This is a genomic window from Shewanella sp. H8, from assembly GCF_040285065.1.
Taxonomy (GTDB): domain Bacteria; phylum Pseudomonadota; class Gammaproteobacteria; order Enterobacterales; family Shewanellaceae; genus Shewanella; species Shewanella polaris.
On sequence record NZ_CP157213.1, the window covers coordinates 2,804,580 to 2,823,024 of the forward strand.

An 18,445-nucleotide genomic window follows, 5' to 3' on the forward strand; every position below is an offset into this window, starting at 1 on the left:
CTATAAGGTCATTTCGGCATTGATGAAATACACGTTACGGTCAAACACATACTGTTCATCATTAGAATCAACTTCAGAAATATTGACTCCAGCCTCTAAAGTTAACCAACGACTAACGTTATAATTAACAGAAAATAGGTAAAGCTTACTTTTATCTTCACGATCTACGCCAGTGTAAATGTCATCAAAATGACTGTAACCAATGGCTGAAGAGAATAAATCACTCCACTCGTGGTTCCACTTAACGCCATAACTAGTTTCCTTTACATAATCTCCGAAACCATTAGGATCTCGGCTAGTACGGCCCGTGGTAAAATCAAACACCGAATATGTAAGAGGTTTCCAAGAAACCTTAGCCTCCCATGACAAACCGCTAAAGTCTTCACGTTCTTTATTATCAAAACTTTTTCGCTGGTAACCGACTTTTATGCTTCCTTCTGAAGCAGCCGTAGCCTCCCACTCGACCCCTAACCTTGCTGTATTAGTTTTACTGTCACGGTCACCAGTTGGATCCATCGAATCATAGGCGGTATCAACACTTTGAAAATCAGCAAAAATACTGGTTACAGACCGAGTATCGTAATAAAATGTAGCGCCTAAAGTCGTATCATCAAAATTACGATATTGAGTTATGGTTTCATAATTACTGTACTCTTTACTATAAAGTTCAGCATTAACTCGAACCCTCGCTGGCGTTGTTTTTGCACCGTATTCATAAAACCCTCCGGCGCTAAACACATCATAGGTATTAGGTTCCTCTTGAATATAGCCGCTATTCCCCTCAAAAACACCAGTACCACGATCTTCGTGACCAGCAACGTACATAGCCTCAAAATTAAAACGGTTAGACTGGTTTAACTCAACTTCAGAACTAGCCCGAAGTAAAGCATCTAGATAGTTATCATCACTACTACTAAAATAATCACCGTATTCAAACCCAAGCTCTAACGTATGAATATTGTTACCATCCAATAGCTGAGCTTGTACTGCTGGGGTAACAGTTAAAATCCAACTGTCTTGAGTATCCACTGAAGCACTGCTGATATTATCATCATATTTAATACCACTATTTAAACCAGGTATAAAATCAATACCCGATTCAGTTTGAATCATGCCAGCTTTTTCATCGGCTGCAAATACAGGGTTAATAAGTACTAATGAGGTAATAACAGTAGCAATGTGACTCAATTTAAACGGTATGTTCATGACTAATATCCTTATAAAAAATGTATGAGGGGAAAACAACACTTACGCTATAGTGCCCAAGAGCAAAATTTAAAACTTGAATTAGCTGTGTTTGACTTTATAAGCCTTAGGTTTGGCCTACAAAACATTAACAGAATGTCAAAAGGGCAAACATCATCCGAAAGACTAATAAATAATCGTCAGAAAAGGGATAAAAAGGTTAATGAATAAATAACCTACGGAATATTTAATAAACATTTTTACCGACAAAGCCTTTAAAAAAAGTCAAAAATACAATCTTTATATCCCACCACAATGACCAATTACGAATATAATCAAGATCATATTCAACCCGCTTCTCCATTTTATTAAGGGTATCCGTTTCACCGCGCCAACCATTAACCTGAGCCCAGCCGGTAATACCAGGTAGAACTTTATGTCGGAGCATGTAATAACTTACTAACTTACGATATTCTTCATTATGAGAGACAGCATGAGGACGTGGACCTACTACTGACATATCTCCCATGAGGACATTAAAAAATTGAGGTAATTCATCTAATGATGTTTTTCGTATAAATGCACCTACATTAGTAATACGGGCATCGCCTTTTTTAGCCTGAATAACCTTATCTGTATTTTCAGTTACCGTCATTGAACGAAATTTCCATACTTTAATTTTCCGGCCATCTAAGCCATAACGATCTTGCTTAAAAATAATTGCCCCGGGTGATGATATATAAACAGCTATAGCGACAGTAATGAGTACAGGTGATATAGCCACTATGGCACATAAACTAAAAATGATATCAAAACTACGTTTGTAAAAACGCTTCATTCCAGCAACTGGAGACTCAAAAACACTTAACGTATCGACTTCACCAACACTGCCAATGCGAGCATGCATTAAGTTTTTCAACAAAAAGTCGGGGGTAATTAACACATCAACAGTGCTGTCTCCGAGAGTCAGAATAATATCGGCTATACGTTTTTCAGCCAACATAGGCAAACAAACATATAATTTGTGTATATTACCCGCACGAGCCAACTGGACAGCATCGTCTATAGAACCTTTTAATAATGACGCATCAAGGTTTTCAATACGCTTCGGTTCTCTATCATCAAAAAAACCAACGCATTCAAAGCCTAATTCGTCATGTTTGAATATTTCATCATATAAGAGCTTGCCAGTTTGTGTTAATCCAACAATTGCAATTTTTTGAACATTGTAACCTTTTATTCTGCGAATACGTTTTATCTCTCTAACACAAAAACGCCAACTGACTAATAACACAACAGAGAGAAAATACCAGCCACCCATAGCGATTCGCGAATAAGTATCACTGTATTTAAACAAAAATAAAACTAAAGTCATTAATAAAAATGCAAAGGTTACATTAAGCAATATTATTCTACACATTGTAGAGAAGCGGCCTAAGCGCCAAGAACGATATAACCCTAATGATTCACCAACATAACTAAAAAAGAATAAAACACCAATTAGAACTAACAAATAGTCCTTATCGAAACCAATATTATAGCCACGCATCATAATTAATAATGAAAATGCGATAATAGCAATGTCGAAAATTCGTAATAAAAAATTCGATCGTACGCCAGTGAATTGAAACTTTGATGGTCTATCCATTAGAGCCTCTTAAGATAATATTTAATCTTTTTAAAATTGATTGATGTAACAAAAATGAACTTGAAGGAAATAAAATTGAATAAATAAAAGCTTTTATTAACTTACGTTGTTTTAACAGGTTAACTATCTCGAGGTATTTATATGATCGTAGAAGATTTTTAGTACGGGTAACTTGCGCAATTTCAGTAGTTTTATCAAAACAAAAACAATTAACTAGTTTAGTATCTGCATCAATCAATGTACTTATATGATGTAAGTTTAAAACACTTGATATTGAATCGCCACGAACATTATAAATGTAGCCAGAATATTTAACGACCTCTGCATTAGCAGAATTAGCTAAACAGTTGGCGAGGAAATAATAATCTTCTCCAACTCTAACTTCGGGCCAATACTTAACCCCTTTATTTTTAATAAAACTACGTTTAAAAACGGGCTTTAAGTAACCAGTTGATTTTACCTTTGAAAATATGAGGTTGGTATTAATCAAGAACGAAAGAGAAAACTCACCCAAAGGAAGATCTGATTTACTATAATAAGGTATTAAATCTGAGTCAGAATTTAGTTTCTGATAAAAATTATCAAGAATAATATCAGTTTTATCATTTTTTAAAGAAAGCAAAGTCGATAATCGATCAGGTAACATATCATCATCAGAATCAAGTACGGCTATCCACAGACCTCTTGCCGCATCAAAACCCGCATTTCTTGCTCCACCTGGCCCAGTATTCTTTATATTTTTAATTAACCGAAGACGAGGGTCATTAATATTTTGTACAACAGAAATGGTATCATCAGTCGAGCAATCGTCAATGACGATAACCTCAACACTTACACCGACTTGATTTAAAGCAGAAAAAATTGCAGTTTCAATAAAATCAGCAGAATTCCAAGCAGCTATTACAATAGAAACATCTATATCATTTTCAATCACGGTATTCATATATATTTTTTAAACCGTCCTTTTGACCAAAGACCATAAAAGAAGCCAAGCCCATGAAAAAAATCACAAATTGAATCTAGAAATGATTTTTTAGGATTAATAATATTAACTGGAAGCCAGATAAAAGATTTTAAAATATACGCATTACCTTTAAATAAGCATGTTAAAAAGGTATAAATTTTTGACTTAGTCGAAGATTCAATTGCATAGCCTGTTGCACCATGCCTAAAGCTTCTATCCATTACCCAAGTTACTGTCATTCTCGAATCAACTACATTTTCATAAACTAATGCATTCGCATCCCAATAAAGAATAGCTCCTTGCTTTGTAGCCCGAAGAAAAAGGTTTTTATCTTCTCCCCCTTCTGTTAGTTGCTCATTAAAAAATAGATTATTATTATTAAAAAATTTCACATCCATAAGCACATTATTAGTGGCTGCCCATGAAATAGTTTTGTTGTGAGCAAACTTTCGTTCAGAGAAAATTGAAGCAAATTTAAATGAATTGTTGGCCGTCTGAGGAAAAATGGGGATCTGTGGGCCAGTAACAGCATTAGCATTATAAGATTTTTGCGTTGACATAAGATGATTTAACCAGAATTTTTCTGGATAAGCATCATCATCTATAAAAGCTAAAAAAGAAAAATTATTATCAACTGCATATTTAAGAGCTGTATTTCTAGCAAATGGGATACCTAAACGACTCTCTAAACAATGATTTATAATAAAATCATCAGATCTATATTTACCAATTAGGTTTTGTATTTCTGTTGAAGCTGTAATAGAATTTTCTAGAATAAGCAACTCGAAAGTAAAATTATTCACTTCAAGAGATTTAACTTTTGAAATGCACTCTTCTAGGCTATTCATTCTAGACCCAACCGAAAGGCAAGTAACTAGAACATTTCTCATTTCAATGGTCTCATAATTATAAAATAGAAAAAATTATAAATAATTTTAAAAAAAGTTGATACCTTAGGAAGATCACTATTAAACAATAATTTAAAACCAATGAAGTCGAATCTTAGCGCAAATTTAACTGTTAGATACGAGTAAAAAGAAAACTTTTCATCCATTTTATATTTTACAAATTTTTTAACTGCATTATCAAGAATAAATTCTTTACTCATTTTAAGAAATAAGCTGAACTGATCAAAGTTATTTTTAATTGATAATGACGTTCCCCAGTCATTGCTAGACGTAAATATATTGACACCTTCTCCATAATCAACTCCAGACTTTAAATCCATAGTGACTATGTTACATTGAGAAATTAAATGAAGCCACATTAAATGATCTTCACCTGCAACAGTCAATGTTTCATCAAAACGTAAACCATTAAGTATTTTACGAGAGAAAACGATTGTTGAAGTTTGACAAAAATAAGTTTCAATTAAATTAACAAAGAAAATTTTTGCTTTAATTTCAATAACTAAAGATTGCTCAACTTTATATTTATTGACATAATCATTTATATAAGGATTTTCTACAAAGTAGCTATTTTCATTATCAAACCGCTGATGATCACAGAAATAGAAATCACTTTCTTTATTTAGATAAAACATCGCCCGACTAATATGGTCGTCATGCCAAATATCATCAGAATCCAGAAAAGCAATATAATCAACGTTCAAAGAATCAGCCAAATCAAGTCCAACGTTTCTAGCTTTGGCTGGGCCTGAATTTTCTTGATTAATAATTTCAATTTCTATATTTTGTATTTTTTCTATATTTATTAACTCTTTCTCAGCATTAATTGGAGACTCATCATCAATAATAATAATAGTAATTCTTATGTTATCAATGTCAGACTGTGAAAGAATCGAATTTATTGAATTACGCAATAATCCGGATTTCTTTTGATAAAATGGAATAATTACAGCTAAATGCTTCATCCGATACCCCTAACGATTTTGCATTTTGAACTTAATGCTTCCAAAGCGTTAACAGAATTTCTTTCAAAAACACTGTCAGAACTCAAAAAAGCATCGTCAATTATAAAATTCGATAATGTTTTAGCTGCATTATTAACGAAAATGGAATTGATCATTTTTAATTTATTTTGAACATAATTGCTACGTTTTCCGGTTGCTTGTAAACCCGAAAATGAAGACCAGAAATCTAGTATAGAAGAGTTTGGACAGTCATTGAAGGATAATGATAAATCCATCGACTCAGCCCAATCGAACCATTTATTGCGATGAATAGCTACTTTGGGTTGAATAGGAATCCAAGGAACTCGTAATGTATCGGCAAGTATTACGCCATGCATCGCTTCTGAAATAATAAAATCACAACTCTTAATCATAGAAAGTGTGTTTGTTACATTTGGTTCTGTAGGATCTAAGTAAACTAGGCCAGCAACTTCACAAACTTCTTTCCAGCATGCTCGAGGAATACTCTGATAGTGAGGCATAAAACCAATTCGACTAACTCTATTTGGTGACTGTATATGTGATGGAAATTTGAGATATTTAACTAAAATAGCAGCATCAGTTATCACTTTAGATTTATCAATATTGAGTAGTTGAGCTGTTCTTGGACCTCTAACAAACGTAATATCCCAACTACCATCATGAACATTAGGAATTGGTGTATAACCACCATATCCGGAACCCATCACTATTTTTGTTGCATCTTTAGGATAATGATCCCAAAGAATTGAACCAACACCTAAGAATAAAGTGCTTTCGTCCTCATCAAAAAACCCAGGTTCAATTAAATTACTCCATAAATATTTGTTTAACTCATCACCAAAGTTTGGAGGGTTTGATTCAAAAAAAGTCAATTTCAAAAAATTATCCTTATTTAATTATTGTTAAAAAAGTAAAGTTCCCAATCGATGGAATTATTTTAAATCGACGAGAAAAAAACTCTAAAAAACCGATATAAAAAGCTATCAGCGATAAAGAGTAGATAACTATATAAATGTAAATATTATGAATAAAACCAGTAAACAAAAATTCACAAAGAAAGTTAGCCAAGATTAATGACAACGTAGAGTTAAATAAAACTTTAAAGTATGAACTAGTAGAAAAACAGATAAACCGCCTAACTAATATCAACGATGACATATAATTAACAAATTTAAAAAACACTAAAGAATACAAGAAATATTCCATGTTGTATGATGCTAAAGTCATATATATTGGAATAGAGATAGTAGCAACACATACTTGAATTTTCGATAAATGACGAGCGCCACCAAGTAATATAATAAAATTCCTCTGTGGTACACCTAAGGACACAATCAATGCGATTATACAAAAGAAATTGAATATTTTAATTGACTCAATCCATTTATTGGTAAATAAAATATTGAACATTGGTTCGCTAAAATAATAAGCCAAAAAAATCAATGGCAACATCAACCACCAAGTAACAGCCGTTAGTTTTATAAATTCGTTACTTTTATCAACTTTAACATCATTAATATTTTTAGAGATCTTACTTAAAGAAACTTCATTTATCGTACTAATAAAAATATCTACTATTATGTCATATAGACGTTTTGATAAATTAAAAAAACCTAACTCTTTAACACCTAAAAAACTCCCTACAATAAATGATTCAGCTTGAATAAATAAATTTGTAAATCCATTCACAAATGTAACAGGCATTGAAAACTGATACATATCCTTAATAATTTCAAACCTAAAATATAATAAAGTTTGATCTCTAAATTTAATGTATAAAAAAATAAAACCAAATAATGAAATAATGATTTGACTACATACCAAAGCCCATACACCAAAATCTAACTGCAACATAACATATACCGTTATAGCTGAAGACAAAGTACAAATAACTGTTCTTATAGCTAGTTGGAAATAATATTCATATTTCACACAAAGGGTATTATATACATTTACAAAGCAATCAAATAAGACTTTTACAAAAAGTAACATGACCATATTGTTAATAGTTTCAGTATAAAAATAAAATTCAAAAAAATAAAAAAACAATAATAATAAAGAAACTAGAACAATTGACATAAGAACATGAAACCAAATAACAGTAGAGATCATTTCGCTTGTTATGTATTCACTCTTAAATAAATTATCTCGCCATCCTGTAGGTAAAAATGAAGAAACTAGAAAAATCAATGTTAATGCTAATGCCACCTCGCCAAAAGATTCAGGGTCCAGAATCCTAGCACTGTAAACAAATACAATAAAATTAAGAATTGGCGGAAAAAATTTACTTATAAATAATGCAAACATAGAGCTTTTATTTTTCATTTAAAAACCTAATCTTAAATTGCTCCAATAAATTGCTTGTAATAAAGAAAAACACATCTAACCGGCAAAACAAAACTGATATGGAACGCAGTATATTTCTATTTTTAATTGCTGTATAAAACTCGATCCATTTTATTTTTTTATTTATTGAGTAATACAATTTATAAAATAATGAGTGAACCTTAGTGTCATAATCAAAATCATTTATTAAGGATAAGTTGCAATCTCTTAAATATGTTAAATCTTCAACTGAATGTGTTGCAGAAAGAGAATCATCCCTTACGACTGTAACGTACCCACATGCTTCGACAAGTATAAAGCGAGCGCCATGCAATAGTAACCTTGAATAAAACTCAAAGTCTTCTCCAAGCCTCATCTCTTCTTTATATTTTATTTGATACTTCTTAATAAAACTAAGTCTCAATAGTGGTTTCAAAAAACCAAGTTCTTTTCTATACTCATCTTTTTTAGTTATATTTGACTCAACAAAATAATATATATCAACAAGTAGTGGAATTTCAACATTTAACATTTTTGATAATGTTGCAGGGTTATTTTCAAAAGTTCTAAATTGATCGTCGCCAATTATTTCATAACCATTATCATATGTTAATAATGATTCAAATCGATTTTCAATCATAAAATCATCTGAATCTAACACAGTAACCCATTCTGTATCACAAATTTCAAGAGCTCTATTTCTTGAAAAAGAAGGTCCCATATTTTTATCATTAGTAAGAATTTCAACTTTAGCTTCTAAAAAGTATGTATTATTAATTATTTCAAGTGTTTTATCTGTTGAGAAATCATCAATAACAAATATTTTTTTGACGAATGATTGATTTAAAGCTGAATTAATACATTTTACGATTGAATCTTCACAATTATAGGCCGCAATTATAACTGAAATACTATTATCCATTAATAATTCTCAATATGGTTTAAGCCCAAAGATTTTAAATTAACCCCTAGATGAAAGGTTCCGCGCATTAACCAAAAGTGAAACTTATCATTATCAAAAAAATGTAATAAACAAAGAGCAAAGCAATACGTTAATTTTGATAACGATATTATAAAACATTTAAATTTACTTAAACCACGATTATCATCTAAATTTAACTGTCCAAAAGACTGACCCATTCGAAGCTTTCTTTTCAAAATCCATTTTTTGGTAAGTCTATTTTCTGGAACAGGCTCTTCAACAATCGCCATTGGTTCGAAAACTAATTTAGCGCCACTTTCATACATTTTATAAAAAAAATCTGTGTCTTCGCCACCAGTTCTTCCATAATCTAAATTAAAACGTAAACCATCAGTTTTGGATAAATTTATTAAAGTATTCCCCGTATACCCCGTCTGAATTTCATTATTAATGAACACTGGTTTATGCGAATGAAAATCATTGTTGAGTATCCATTTAGGTGTATGATCTTGATAAATAGCATTTACAGGACCAAAAACAACATCAGCATTTTCTGTTTCTAATTTTTTCAGCATCAATGAAAGCCAATTATTTGATGCTACCTGATCATCATCAATAGTTAAAAAAATTGGGCTCGTTGTATGATCTAGACAAGCATTTCTAGCAATAGAAATATTTCGCTTAGGTGCATGAATATATTTTAAAGTTAACTTTAATTCTAACGCTAAGCCTTCGATATATTCTCTTGCACAAGCCGTTTCATCATTATCAGCAACAACTATTGTAATTGTGACATCTTTAGGTATAACTTGTGCACTAATAGACTCTAAAGTTAACCTAATTTCAGGTCTTTTATAGGTACAGATGCCAATACATACTTCCATAACTAATCCTATCTATATAAAATTTTTGAAATTAATTTTCTGCAGAATCCAGCCGACCAACCAAAATGCATAAGTGCAGCAGTTGGTCCAGACAAAACAATAAATAATTTTTTATTCTGAATTGACAGTAAAACACCATAAGCTAAACACAGACCTAACCAACTTATAAATGGTAATGCAAAAATTATATTTATTGGAAATAATAAGCAAAGTAGTAATATTGGGAGAACAGACAGTGGTATAAGTTGTCGAATTTTTGGGATTTGTTTATGTTTAATAACATTAGAAGCACGACCAATTCCATAGCGGTAATATTGTTTAAATAGCCCTATAAAATCACTTCTAGGATAGTAAGTCATAAAGGTTGATGATGTTAGCCAAATTTTAAATCCTGCTTTAATTAATCTAAAATCTAATTCAGCATCTTCGTTTGCAACGAATAATTCATCATAACCACCAACATCAGTGAAAGCAGAAACACGCATTAAAGCATGATGACCATGTTCTACCCACTTCCCCTCATTGCTAATATTGCGATGTGCCGAACCGCCATTACCTAGTTTTGAGTTTTGCGTTATAGCAAACATATTCTGCATAGCTGTTTTACCGACGGTATCCATTGCTATTACCACAGAATCTGCATCCGTTACTTCAGCCGACTGAATTAACTCAGTTACAAAGTTATCAGGATAATCGGCATGTGCATCAATACGAATAAAATACTTACTATCAAACCCAAAAAGCTTAATAGCAAGGTTTATACCAGCACTTTGAATTTTCTTTTCGTTAACAATCAACTTAATATTAGAATTTACAATGATACAATCTTTGACTATCCGCTGAGTACCATCTGAACTTCCACCATCCGCAACAATAATTAAACTATTCTTATTTTTGCAAAATTGATGTAACAATCGACCGATATGTTCTGCTTCATTTAAGCAAGGAATAATGATCAGAATTTTTTGTTTATCCATTACTTAAAAGTTCCTGATGAGTCCTTTTTCCACTCTGCTAATGCTCTAACAAGTCCATCATCAAATGTTTTACCATTATCCACTAGCCACTGAGGGTATATGTTGGTTGATTGCACCAATTTCATCACTCTATCTGGGTGAATTCCAATATTTAGTGCATTGAATAATCTGAATGCTTTAGCCGCTGCCAACACAATAAACTTGGGGACAAGAAATGTATTAACTTTTGGGAAGTGTTCTTTCGTGAATGTGTTAATAATATCCTCTAAGGTATAGCCATGATGGTAAGCACCATTAAAAGTAACTTCATCATTATGAGCCCCTCTGGCGAATTCGATGGCATTCAGCAAATCACCAACGTAAATACATGCTTTGATCGTATCTTTACGTCCAGGGTAAATAAACCAACCTTTAGACAATAATGTAGCTAATCGAGTGAAATTACCTCCTTCCCCATGACCAAAAACAACAGCAGGCCTGACAATTGTCAGTTTATAATTACTATCGAATTGTTGCCAATCACGATGGATTCTTTCAGCTATCTTTTTAGAATAACCATAAGAGGATGTAGGCTTTAAGGCCGTAGTTTCTACTTTTTGATCTTCACCAGGACCATATACAGAAATTGAACTCGTGAAAACAATTTCTTTTATATTGCATTTTTTAGCATATTTACATACTTCAATTGCACCAACTATATTAGTTTCATAGTATTCATGATGTTCATGTCCCGGCGTAGTGTGGATTGCAGCTAAATTATAAATAACATCAATATTTTCATACACCTCTAAAGATGCTAAATCTCTTACATCAGCTTGAATATATTCAACATTTTTTACAATATTTTTTGGCGGTTTTATATCAATAGATATTATTCTGTCTACAGTATTATCCAATGAGCAGATCAAATGGTTACCAATAAAACCTGAACCACCAAAAACAATTACTTTTTTACCAACATCATGCAACATTAACAATTCTCCTGCTTACAGAACTAAATGAAATCCAAGCTAAACAAATCAGAAACTGAGCTAATGTAAATTGTCTTAACAGAACAGCTTCAAGGAAAGATTGCGTAAAGAAAAAGAAGAACACAAATATTGACAAAACCAATAATGGATTTGTAAAGTCATAGTTTTTATAAAGTTTTTTTATAAGTAGAATAAGGCCTACTACATAGATAAAAAAACCAACAAAACCTAATTCAACCCATATATTAATAAACATATTATGAAAGTTAAATCCCGAACCTGACTCTACTTTCGCGTACTCCCAGATATCTTCAGCAACCATATTATTTATAACGAAAACACTTTGATACCCAGAACCTAATATAGGGTTTTCAGAAATCAAATCTAAACCTCTTTGCCATATATAAGTTCTTCCTGTTAATGTAGGATCCTTCCCGATATCATACATAAATTCGTCAAAAAAACTTTGAGTCAATGAATAAATCGCTATTCCAATAATTGAAATAAGTATTGCCACCATAAAAAAATTAACATTTAATCTCAAATAAAATGTAATATTTTTAGTTTGGTACCACATAAATAAATACATTAAAAATAGCGACATAGATACTGATAATGTGGTACCAAATGATTTTGCTTTTAATAGAACCAATACAGCAAGGAATAACAAAATTCCGCCTAGAATACGTGATAATCTATTGGTTTTTTCACTATAAAAATACATAACAACACCAACACCAACCCCAATAGCCGTATGTATAGCCAAATAATTCTTACTTGAAAATATTCCAATTAAACTTATTTCACCAGTCATTCCATTTAATGCAACACGATTGGAGGCAAGACTTGCGCCCATTGCAATAATAAACGTAAAAACCAAACAATTAAGTAGTAAGTTTTTATCTACTCGGCAGATCAACACTATTGAAAATACAGTTGTTAATAATAATTGAACTCCACCTCTAAATGCAATCATGGAAGTATCAGACCAAAAAGATGATACTATAGCAAGACATGGGATAATCAATAACGCCCTATATCTCAACAAGATTCGATAGCTCTCACTAATATTATTAATCAAAATAGAACCGCCACAAACAATAAACATCAACGCAGCTAAAGAACCAATAGTTGAATTAAATACTAATGAGAAAAAGAAAGAAAATACAACAAATTTTAAGATAACATCTGTTCTTAACAACTTATAGTCATTCATAATTATTAATTTTTACTTGAATTATGTTAGTTAAAGAAATAGTATCAACGAAAATGTATAATGAATTTGTTATTAAATCATGAAAAACTCACTATCTAAGAAAATCTCAACTGCTCGCGTAATTTGCATTTTAAGTTTGATTTATGTACATTTTCCACCTCTATATGGCGAAATAACAGATGTAAATAATTTCAAAGATTATTTTATTATGTTAATAAGTAATCTTATTGGCAGGTCTAGTGTTCCATTGCTCAGTATTGTTAGTGGTTACCTTATCGTTACTTCCATTTCAAAATACAAATACACTAAATTATTAAGAAATAAAACATTGACGCTATTAGTACCTTTAGTGGCATGGAACTTCTTATCACTGACTAAAGACTCACTACTTGGCACATCCCCACTGGAAGATAAAAATGTTCTAAACTACTTACTTTCCATATACGATACGCCGGGTATTCTACCTTTATATTTTTTAAGAGACATATTTGTATGTGTAACACTATCATTTTTATTATTACGGTTAACATCTGGAATAAAATCAATTGTTACCTTTATTTTATTAATAACCTTATCAATATCTAATTTAAACAATTACTTATTTATAAATGATAAAATTATTATTTTCTTTTTTCTTGGAATGGTCATAGCTAAAAACAAAAATATCTATGTTGAACAATTTGAAAGTCAGTTATTGTTCACTGTTAGTTTAATTTTATTAATAGTTTCAACAAACTTATTAATCTTTATCAAACCTGAAAACTTACCTGATGAGGTTCAAACTATAATATCTTTAACATCTAGAGTTTTTGGGGCAATAATCTTTTGGAATATAGCTTGTTTTTTAACGAAAAAATTCAATATAGGGAAATATAGTTCAGTTATATTTTTTACATTTTGCTCCCATACTCTAATAATCAGTTTTATATGGATTATAGCAAAGAAGCTTCACATTGAACCAATGACATACAGTTACGTAACACTCTTCATCATCAGTCCAATATTAGTATTTATTATCTCTCTTATGATTTATAAACCTTTTCTTCGCATATTTCCTAAAGCCCAAATTCTATTGACCGGTAAAAGATGACTGCAAATCTGCCCATGCAAACCGTGTGAGCAAAGGAACATCTAAAGTTGAACTCCAATAACAAAACTTTAAGGTACTGCCTTAAATCAAAATCGGATCGGTTTCATTTAGTCTTTCAAATTATGTCGTTTAACTAAGCTCTAGCATTGAAAGTTGACGGTAGCATACTCAACAAACACTAGAAAAAAGACACGCTACCGCCACTAGATTACAGCTTCCAGATTGCTATGATTCATTTCAAATTGTTAACATTTTATGAATTAAACGAAACAGTAGAAAAGAATCCCTTTCGACCCTATAGGACAAATATAAAAATGAGAATACATCGATAAAATATGAAGCAAAATCATAGGGTTTACGGCTTCAATACTGTTATCACAGACTTCATTCCTTGTTTAAATTGTCCATTTCTACTTTCTGTTTTGCATTATTCATCTTTAATAATGTTATGAGTATATGATATACAGCAATTTAATGACAGTTTTTTGACACTCACCATTAAAAGGTCAGTTTTATGACTATTTATTCAGTCAAAAATCAAAGTACTGAAAAAAAATTCCTTTAGCAGTAGTTTAATGTCAGACTCTTTTGGCATAGACCAGCTATAAATTTACTCATTTGTCTTCAAATTGGATTTACAAAAATCTGTTTACATTGTTTCTTTTGCACCATAAATGTTATTTTAAATAATCATGTGCACTATTTTTGTGCCTGTAAATACACTTATTTTGTTATTACTTATGAAAAAATTTCTTTTATCACAAGCATGTTCGACTCTAAAGCTATTGATTTAAAACAATAAATAAAAATAAACTGTAAATAACTCACAAAAACCAGCAATACTACTGTCTACAAAAATGACTAAAATCAACTTACAACCTATTTACATAACAACAATCATGCCAATAATTTGACGCCGCCACCAATTGTGTTTACTAACAAACTTGGTTTTGATTTGAACAGGCTGATTTCGATCTAATCTCAGACAATTTGTTATTTTTATGTATATACTCTAGTAAGTGGCGTCATTTTATTGTCGCTCTTTTACTAACTAGCTTATGATGTGGCCGTTATTGCATAAATTTATGTTAATTAGTTACAGTGTTATGATTAACCATCATTTTTGTAGGATTTACGTATCAAGCTAATTTTGTTTTATAGGGATAAATATCGTCACTGGCTTATCTTGTCAGTGATTTTTTCGGCTGTGTGTATTGCCAACATAACCAACGACCTATTTACACCCGATTTTTTTAAACAAGTAGAGATCCGCTATGGCACTGAAAGTGTAGAAGAATTTAGTGACTGGCATGACATCATAAATGAAGGTTCTCTAGTAAGTGATTACGATAAGTTACTTTTAACTAATCAGTTCGCTAATCGACGGATTCGTTTTGTGAGTGATAGTGAGCATTGGCACAAAAGTGATTATTGGGCAACACCGCTTGAATCATTAGGCACTAAAGGTGGTGATTGCGAGGATTTTGCCATATTTAAGTACTTTACTTTAAAAGCAATGGGCGTAGATGAAAGCAAAATGCGCTTGATGTATGTGCGTGCATTATTGATTGACGAGCCACATATGGTACTGATTTATTTTGAAACCCCAAAATCGATGCCCCTGGTTTTGGATAATTTAAAAACTAAGATTTTACCTGCTGACCAGCGTCGTGATTTAAAGCCAGTCTATTCATTTAATGGACAAGGATTATGGTTAGCAAAAGCACAAGGGTTAGGCAGCACAAAACCATCCAGCGGTGGTACAAAAAATTGGACTGATTTAATCAATCGAATTGAAAACGGTGAATAATCCAACTAAAGGATCTGGAGCAATTAATGTTTATTAATGGAATGTCTTTGCGTCTGCAGCTTTATCTGCTCATAGTTTGTTTATCTGTTTTTAGCTTTGGAGCTGCGTTATACAATAATGTGTCGAATATGCGTAACTATTTAAATGAACAGTTAGCATCACACGCACAAGGTGCTGCACACAGTTTAGGTTTGTCCATCTCGCCTTATATGGATGAAGAAGGTTTAGTGACTGCCGAGACCATGACTAATGTTATTTTCGACTCTGGTTATTATCAACAAATAACATTTACAGATCTTGATGGGAAAATATTATTTAAGCGCGAAAACCCTGTAGGCAACTTGGTTGTACCACAATGGTTTATAAATTGGTTTACCTTGCACCCGCCTCTAATGACCAGTGAAGTGAGTGATGGCTGGCGTATTGCTGGACAGTTACAAGTGCAGTCGCATGCTGGTACTTCTTATAAGAGTTTATGGGATCATGCCGTCAGTAACTTAGTCTCTACATTATTTCAGTTTGTTATTGCGCTGTTATGTGCTTACTTTATTTTAAAAGCGGTATTAACCCCGCTAAATAGTATTAAAAAGCAGGCTGAATCGGTTATTCACAAACGCTTTGAGATCAATCCTATAAAACCATTTACCACAGAGTTGCACACTGTGGTAAATGCCATTAATAGTATGATTGAGAATATTCAACGATCATTTTACGAACAAACAAAATTTGCTGAAGCCTTATCGCACGATGTTTATATCGACTCACATACCGGGTTACCCAATCGCCGCGCGTTATTAAAAAAGTTTGAATCGATTCAAACAGAATATGAGCAGCACGGTAACCACTTTTACTTAGGTTTATTATCGATGACATCTTTAAAACAGGTGAATGATAATGAAGGTTATGGAAGTGGTGATGACTATATTTTATCAGGTGCACAGCTTTTTAGTAAAAAGATAAATAACTTACAAGGTACAACGTTATATCGTATTTCAGGGTCTGAGTTTGCGTTTCTAAGTTTGCTAACGGAAGACGAGGCTAAAGTCGTTGATAAGCAAATAACGTCTTACATTATGATTGAAAGCTCATCACGTTTTAGTAATGGCTTTGCAAAACATACTCTAACCCGAGTAAACCATCAAGAAAGCTTCGCCGAAGTAATTAAACGTCTAGATAATCAACTGATATGCAATCAATATGCTGATAATGCCACAGGGTTGGTTTCTAGCCAGACAACGTACAAGAATCATTCACGTGAAGAATGGGTTAGTATTTTAACTGAGTTTACTCAGTATTTTAAAAATGAAATTAACCATTGTAATAGTAAAAACTTTTCCATTAAGTGTATTCCACTAGATAAGATTTTTGATTTGATGTTGCAACCTGTAATAGATAATAATCAATCGATTTTATATGTTGAGTCATTTGTTCGTTTTAAAGTAAACGGTGAAGTGTTATCGACGTTAGATGTGTTTGCTATGGCTGAACGTTTAGGTGTTCTTCAAGAACTTGAACAAGCTGTTGTGTGCTTTATTTTTTATAAGTTACAACATATCGAGCATACACGAGTGGCCATTAATATTAGTAATCGTGCTTTGCATAATCCGATATTTACCGATTGGTTATTTGATTTGTACCAAAAATTACATAAAACGCTTCCACCACTTTTGTATGAATTTAACGAATCTGGAGCTATGCTTTCGCTTGAGTCAACAGAGCATTTTATTGATAGAGCAAAAAAATTAAATATTGAAATTGCCATTGAACGTTTTGGTTCCACTTTAAGTTCTTTTTGCTATATAAGAAACTTAAACATTGATTTTATTAAGATTGAACCTAGTTATGTCCGAGATATTGCTCAATCAGATACTCGATTCTTTGTTCAAACAGTTATTCAAATTTGTCATGGTATTGGGATTAAAGTCATCGCACCGCAAGTAGAAACTGCCATTATAGGTGAACACTTTTCACTCATAAACATCGATGGTTTACAAGGGAATGGATTGTATGCTGTACAAAATTTCAGTAGTATAATTCCTATTAATGCAACACGAACATGGATCAGTGCATTGCAACTGAACTATTTTAATCATTCACCAAATAGCGAGGCAGAATAATGCGCAAAAATAAATTAACCCTGTTATTAGTTTCAGCATTATTTACAGCGGGCATGTCTGCTGGTGTTATGGCTGAAGATACGTTAACCGCTAGCACTCAAAATGCTCCAATTTCAGAGCAAGCACAGCAATTATCTATAGAGATTCAAGCCGCAAATGGCAATACAGAGCTGATTAAGCAAGCATTGAAGGCTGCTGCTGTTGCAGGTATGGCTCCTGATGATATTTTAGCTGTCGCACTTGCCAACGGTATTGACCCATCCATAGTGGCAGAAGTCGTTGAAGAAACGCAAACTTCCGGTGGTGGAGGGTTTGGTGCTGCACCAGCACCTGGAGCTACAGGTTTTGGTGGCGGTTCAGGCGGTGGAGCAGGAACGATTTCTGAAAACTAACATAGTAGCCAAACAAGTTTGTTAACAATGAAAAACAACGCAAAATGCGT

At 32.3% G+C, this 18,445-nt stretch carries 16 protein-coding genes; 4 read left to right on the forward strand and 12 right to left on the reverse strand.

All coding sequences use genetic code 11. The features are described 5' to 3' along the window. The 12 genes from ABIS04_RS12175 to ABIS04_RS12230 form a co-directional block, all read right to left on the reverse strand. A complete protein-coding gene (locus ABIS04_RS12175; protein ID WP_350431226.1) occupies positions 1 to 1,206 on the reverse strand; it encodes an outer membrane beta-barrel protein in 1,206 nt (401 codons plus the stop codon). A 226-nt stretch (positions 1,207 to 1,432) separates the two neighbouring features. Beyond that, entirely contained in the window at positions 1,433 to 2,833 is a 1,401-nt protein-coding gene (locus ABIS04_RS12180) for an undecaprenyl-phosphate glucose phosphotransferase (protein ID WP_140234543.1), read from the reverse strand. Continuing rightward, positions 2,826 to 3,776: a glycosyltransferase family 2 protein gene (locus tag ABIS04_RS12185; RefSeq protein WP_206194422.1), complete on the reverse strand. Its 951-nt coding sequence runs from the start codon at positions 3,774 to 3,776 to the stop codon at positions 2,826 to 2,828. Before ABIS04_RS12185 ends, ABIS04_RS12180 begins: the two co-directional genes overlap by 8 nt. Further along, a complete protein-coding gene (locus tag ABIS04_RS12190) occupies positions 3,773 to 4,645 on the reverse strand; it encodes a glycosyltransferase family A protein (protein WP_350431227.1) in 873 nt (290 codons plus the stop codon). Before ABIS04_RS12190 ends, ABIS04_RS12185 begins: the two co-directional genes overlap by 4 nt. Before the next feature lie 38 nt (positions 4,646 to 4,683). After that, positions 4,684 to 5,670, reverse strand: coding sequence for a glycosyltransferase family 2 protein (locus tag ABIS04_RS12195; RefSeq protein WP_140234545.1), 987 nt, complete (start codon positions 5,668 to 5,670; stop codon positions 4,684 to 4,686). Continuing rightward, positions 5,667 to 6,569, reverse strand: a complete 903-nt coding sequence (locus ABIS04_RS12200; RefSeq protein WP_140234546.1) for a polysaccharide pyruvyl transferase family protein — start codon at positions 6,567 to 6,569, stop codon at positions 5,667 to 5,669. Before ABIS04_RS12200 ends, ABIS04_RS12195 begins: the two co-directional genes overlap by 4 nt. 10 nt (positions 6,570 to 6,579) lie before the next feature. Next, complete coding sequence (locus ABIS04_RS12205) at positions 6,580 to 8,016, reverse strand: oligosaccharide flippase family protein (RefSeq protein ID WP_350431228.1); 1,437 nt, start codon at positions 8,014 to 8,016, stop codon at positions 6,580 to 6,582. After that, entirely contained in the window at positions 8,006 to 8,938 is a 933-nt protein-coding gene (locus ABIS04_RS12210; protein WP_140234548.1) for a glycosyltransferase family 2 protein, read from the reverse strand. Before ABIS04_RS12210 ends, ABIS04_RS12205 begins: the two co-directional genes overlap by 11 nt. Then, complete coding sequence (locus ABIS04_RS12215; protein ID WP_140234549.1) at positions 8,938 to 9,822, reverse strand: glycosyltransferase family 2 protein; 885 nt, start codon at positions 9,820 to 9,822, stop codon at positions 8,938 to 8,940. The genes ABIS04_RS12210 and ABIS04_RS12215 overlap by 1 nt, the downstream gene beginning before the upstream one ends. A gap of 8 nt (positions 9,823 to 9,830) precedes the next feature. Then, a complete protein-coding gene (locus ABIS04_RS12220; protein WP_350431229.1) occupies positions 9,831 to 10,799 on the reverse strand; it encodes a glycosyltransferase family 2 protein in 969 nt (322 codons plus the stop codon). Then, the gene (locus tag ABIS04_RS12225; RefSeq protein WP_350431230.1) at positions 10,799 to 11,770 is read right to left on the reverse strand and encodes an NAD(P)-dependent oxidoreductase; all 972 of its coding nucleotides are present in this window, start codon (positions 11,768 to 11,770) and stop codon (positions 10,799 to 10,801) included. Before ABIS04_RS12225 ends, ABIS04_RS12220 begins: the two co-directional genes overlap by 1 nt. After that, positions 11,760 to 12,971, reverse strand: a complete 1,212-nt coding sequence (locus ABIS04_RS12230) for an O-antigen ligase family protein (RefSeq protein ID WP_350431231.1) — start codon at positions 12,969 to 12,971, stop codon at positions 11,760 to 11,762. The genes ABIS04_RS12225 and ABIS04_RS12230 overlap by 11 nt, the downstream gene beginning before the upstream one ends. A 94-nt stretch (positions 12,972 to 13,065) precedes the next feature. Between ABIS04_RS12230 and ABIS04_RS12235 the strand changes: the two genes are divergently transcribed. The 4 genes from ABIS04_RS12235 (at position 13,066) to ABIS04_RS12250 (ending at position 18,395) form a co-directional block, all read left to right on the forward strand. Further along, positions 13,066 to 14,076 (forward strand): acyltransferase, encoded by a 1,011-nt coding sequence (locus ABIS04_RS12235; protein WP_350431232.1) that lies wholly within the window; start codon positions 13,066 to 13,068, stop codon positions 14,074 to 14,076. A 1,192-nt stretch (positions 14,077 to 15,268) separates the two neighbouring features. Then, positions 15,269 to 15,886, forward strand: a complete 618-nt coding sequence (locus ABIS04_RS12240) for a transglutaminase-like cysteine peptidase (RefSeq protein WP_240778501.1) — start codon at positions 15,269 to 15,271, stop codon at positions 15,884 to 15,886. 26 nt (positions 15,887 to 15,912) lie between these two features. Continuing rightward, positions 15,913 to 18,003 (forward strand): LapD/MoxY N-terminal periplasmic domain-containing protein, encoded by a 2,091-nt coding sequence (locus ABIS04_RS12245; protein WP_350431233.1) that lies wholly within the window; start codon positions 15,913 to 15,915, stop codon positions 18,001 to 18,003. After that, positions 18,003 to 18,395: a hypothetical protein gene (locus ABIS04_RS12250; protein WP_350431234.1), complete on the forward strand. Its 393-nt coding sequence runs from the start codon at positions 18,003 to 18,005 to the stop codon at positions 18,393 to 18,395. The genes ABIS04_RS12245 and ABIS04_RS12250 overlap by 1 nt, the downstream gene beginning before the upstream one ends. The last annotated feature ends 50 nt before the right edge of the window (positions 18,396 to 18,445 follow it).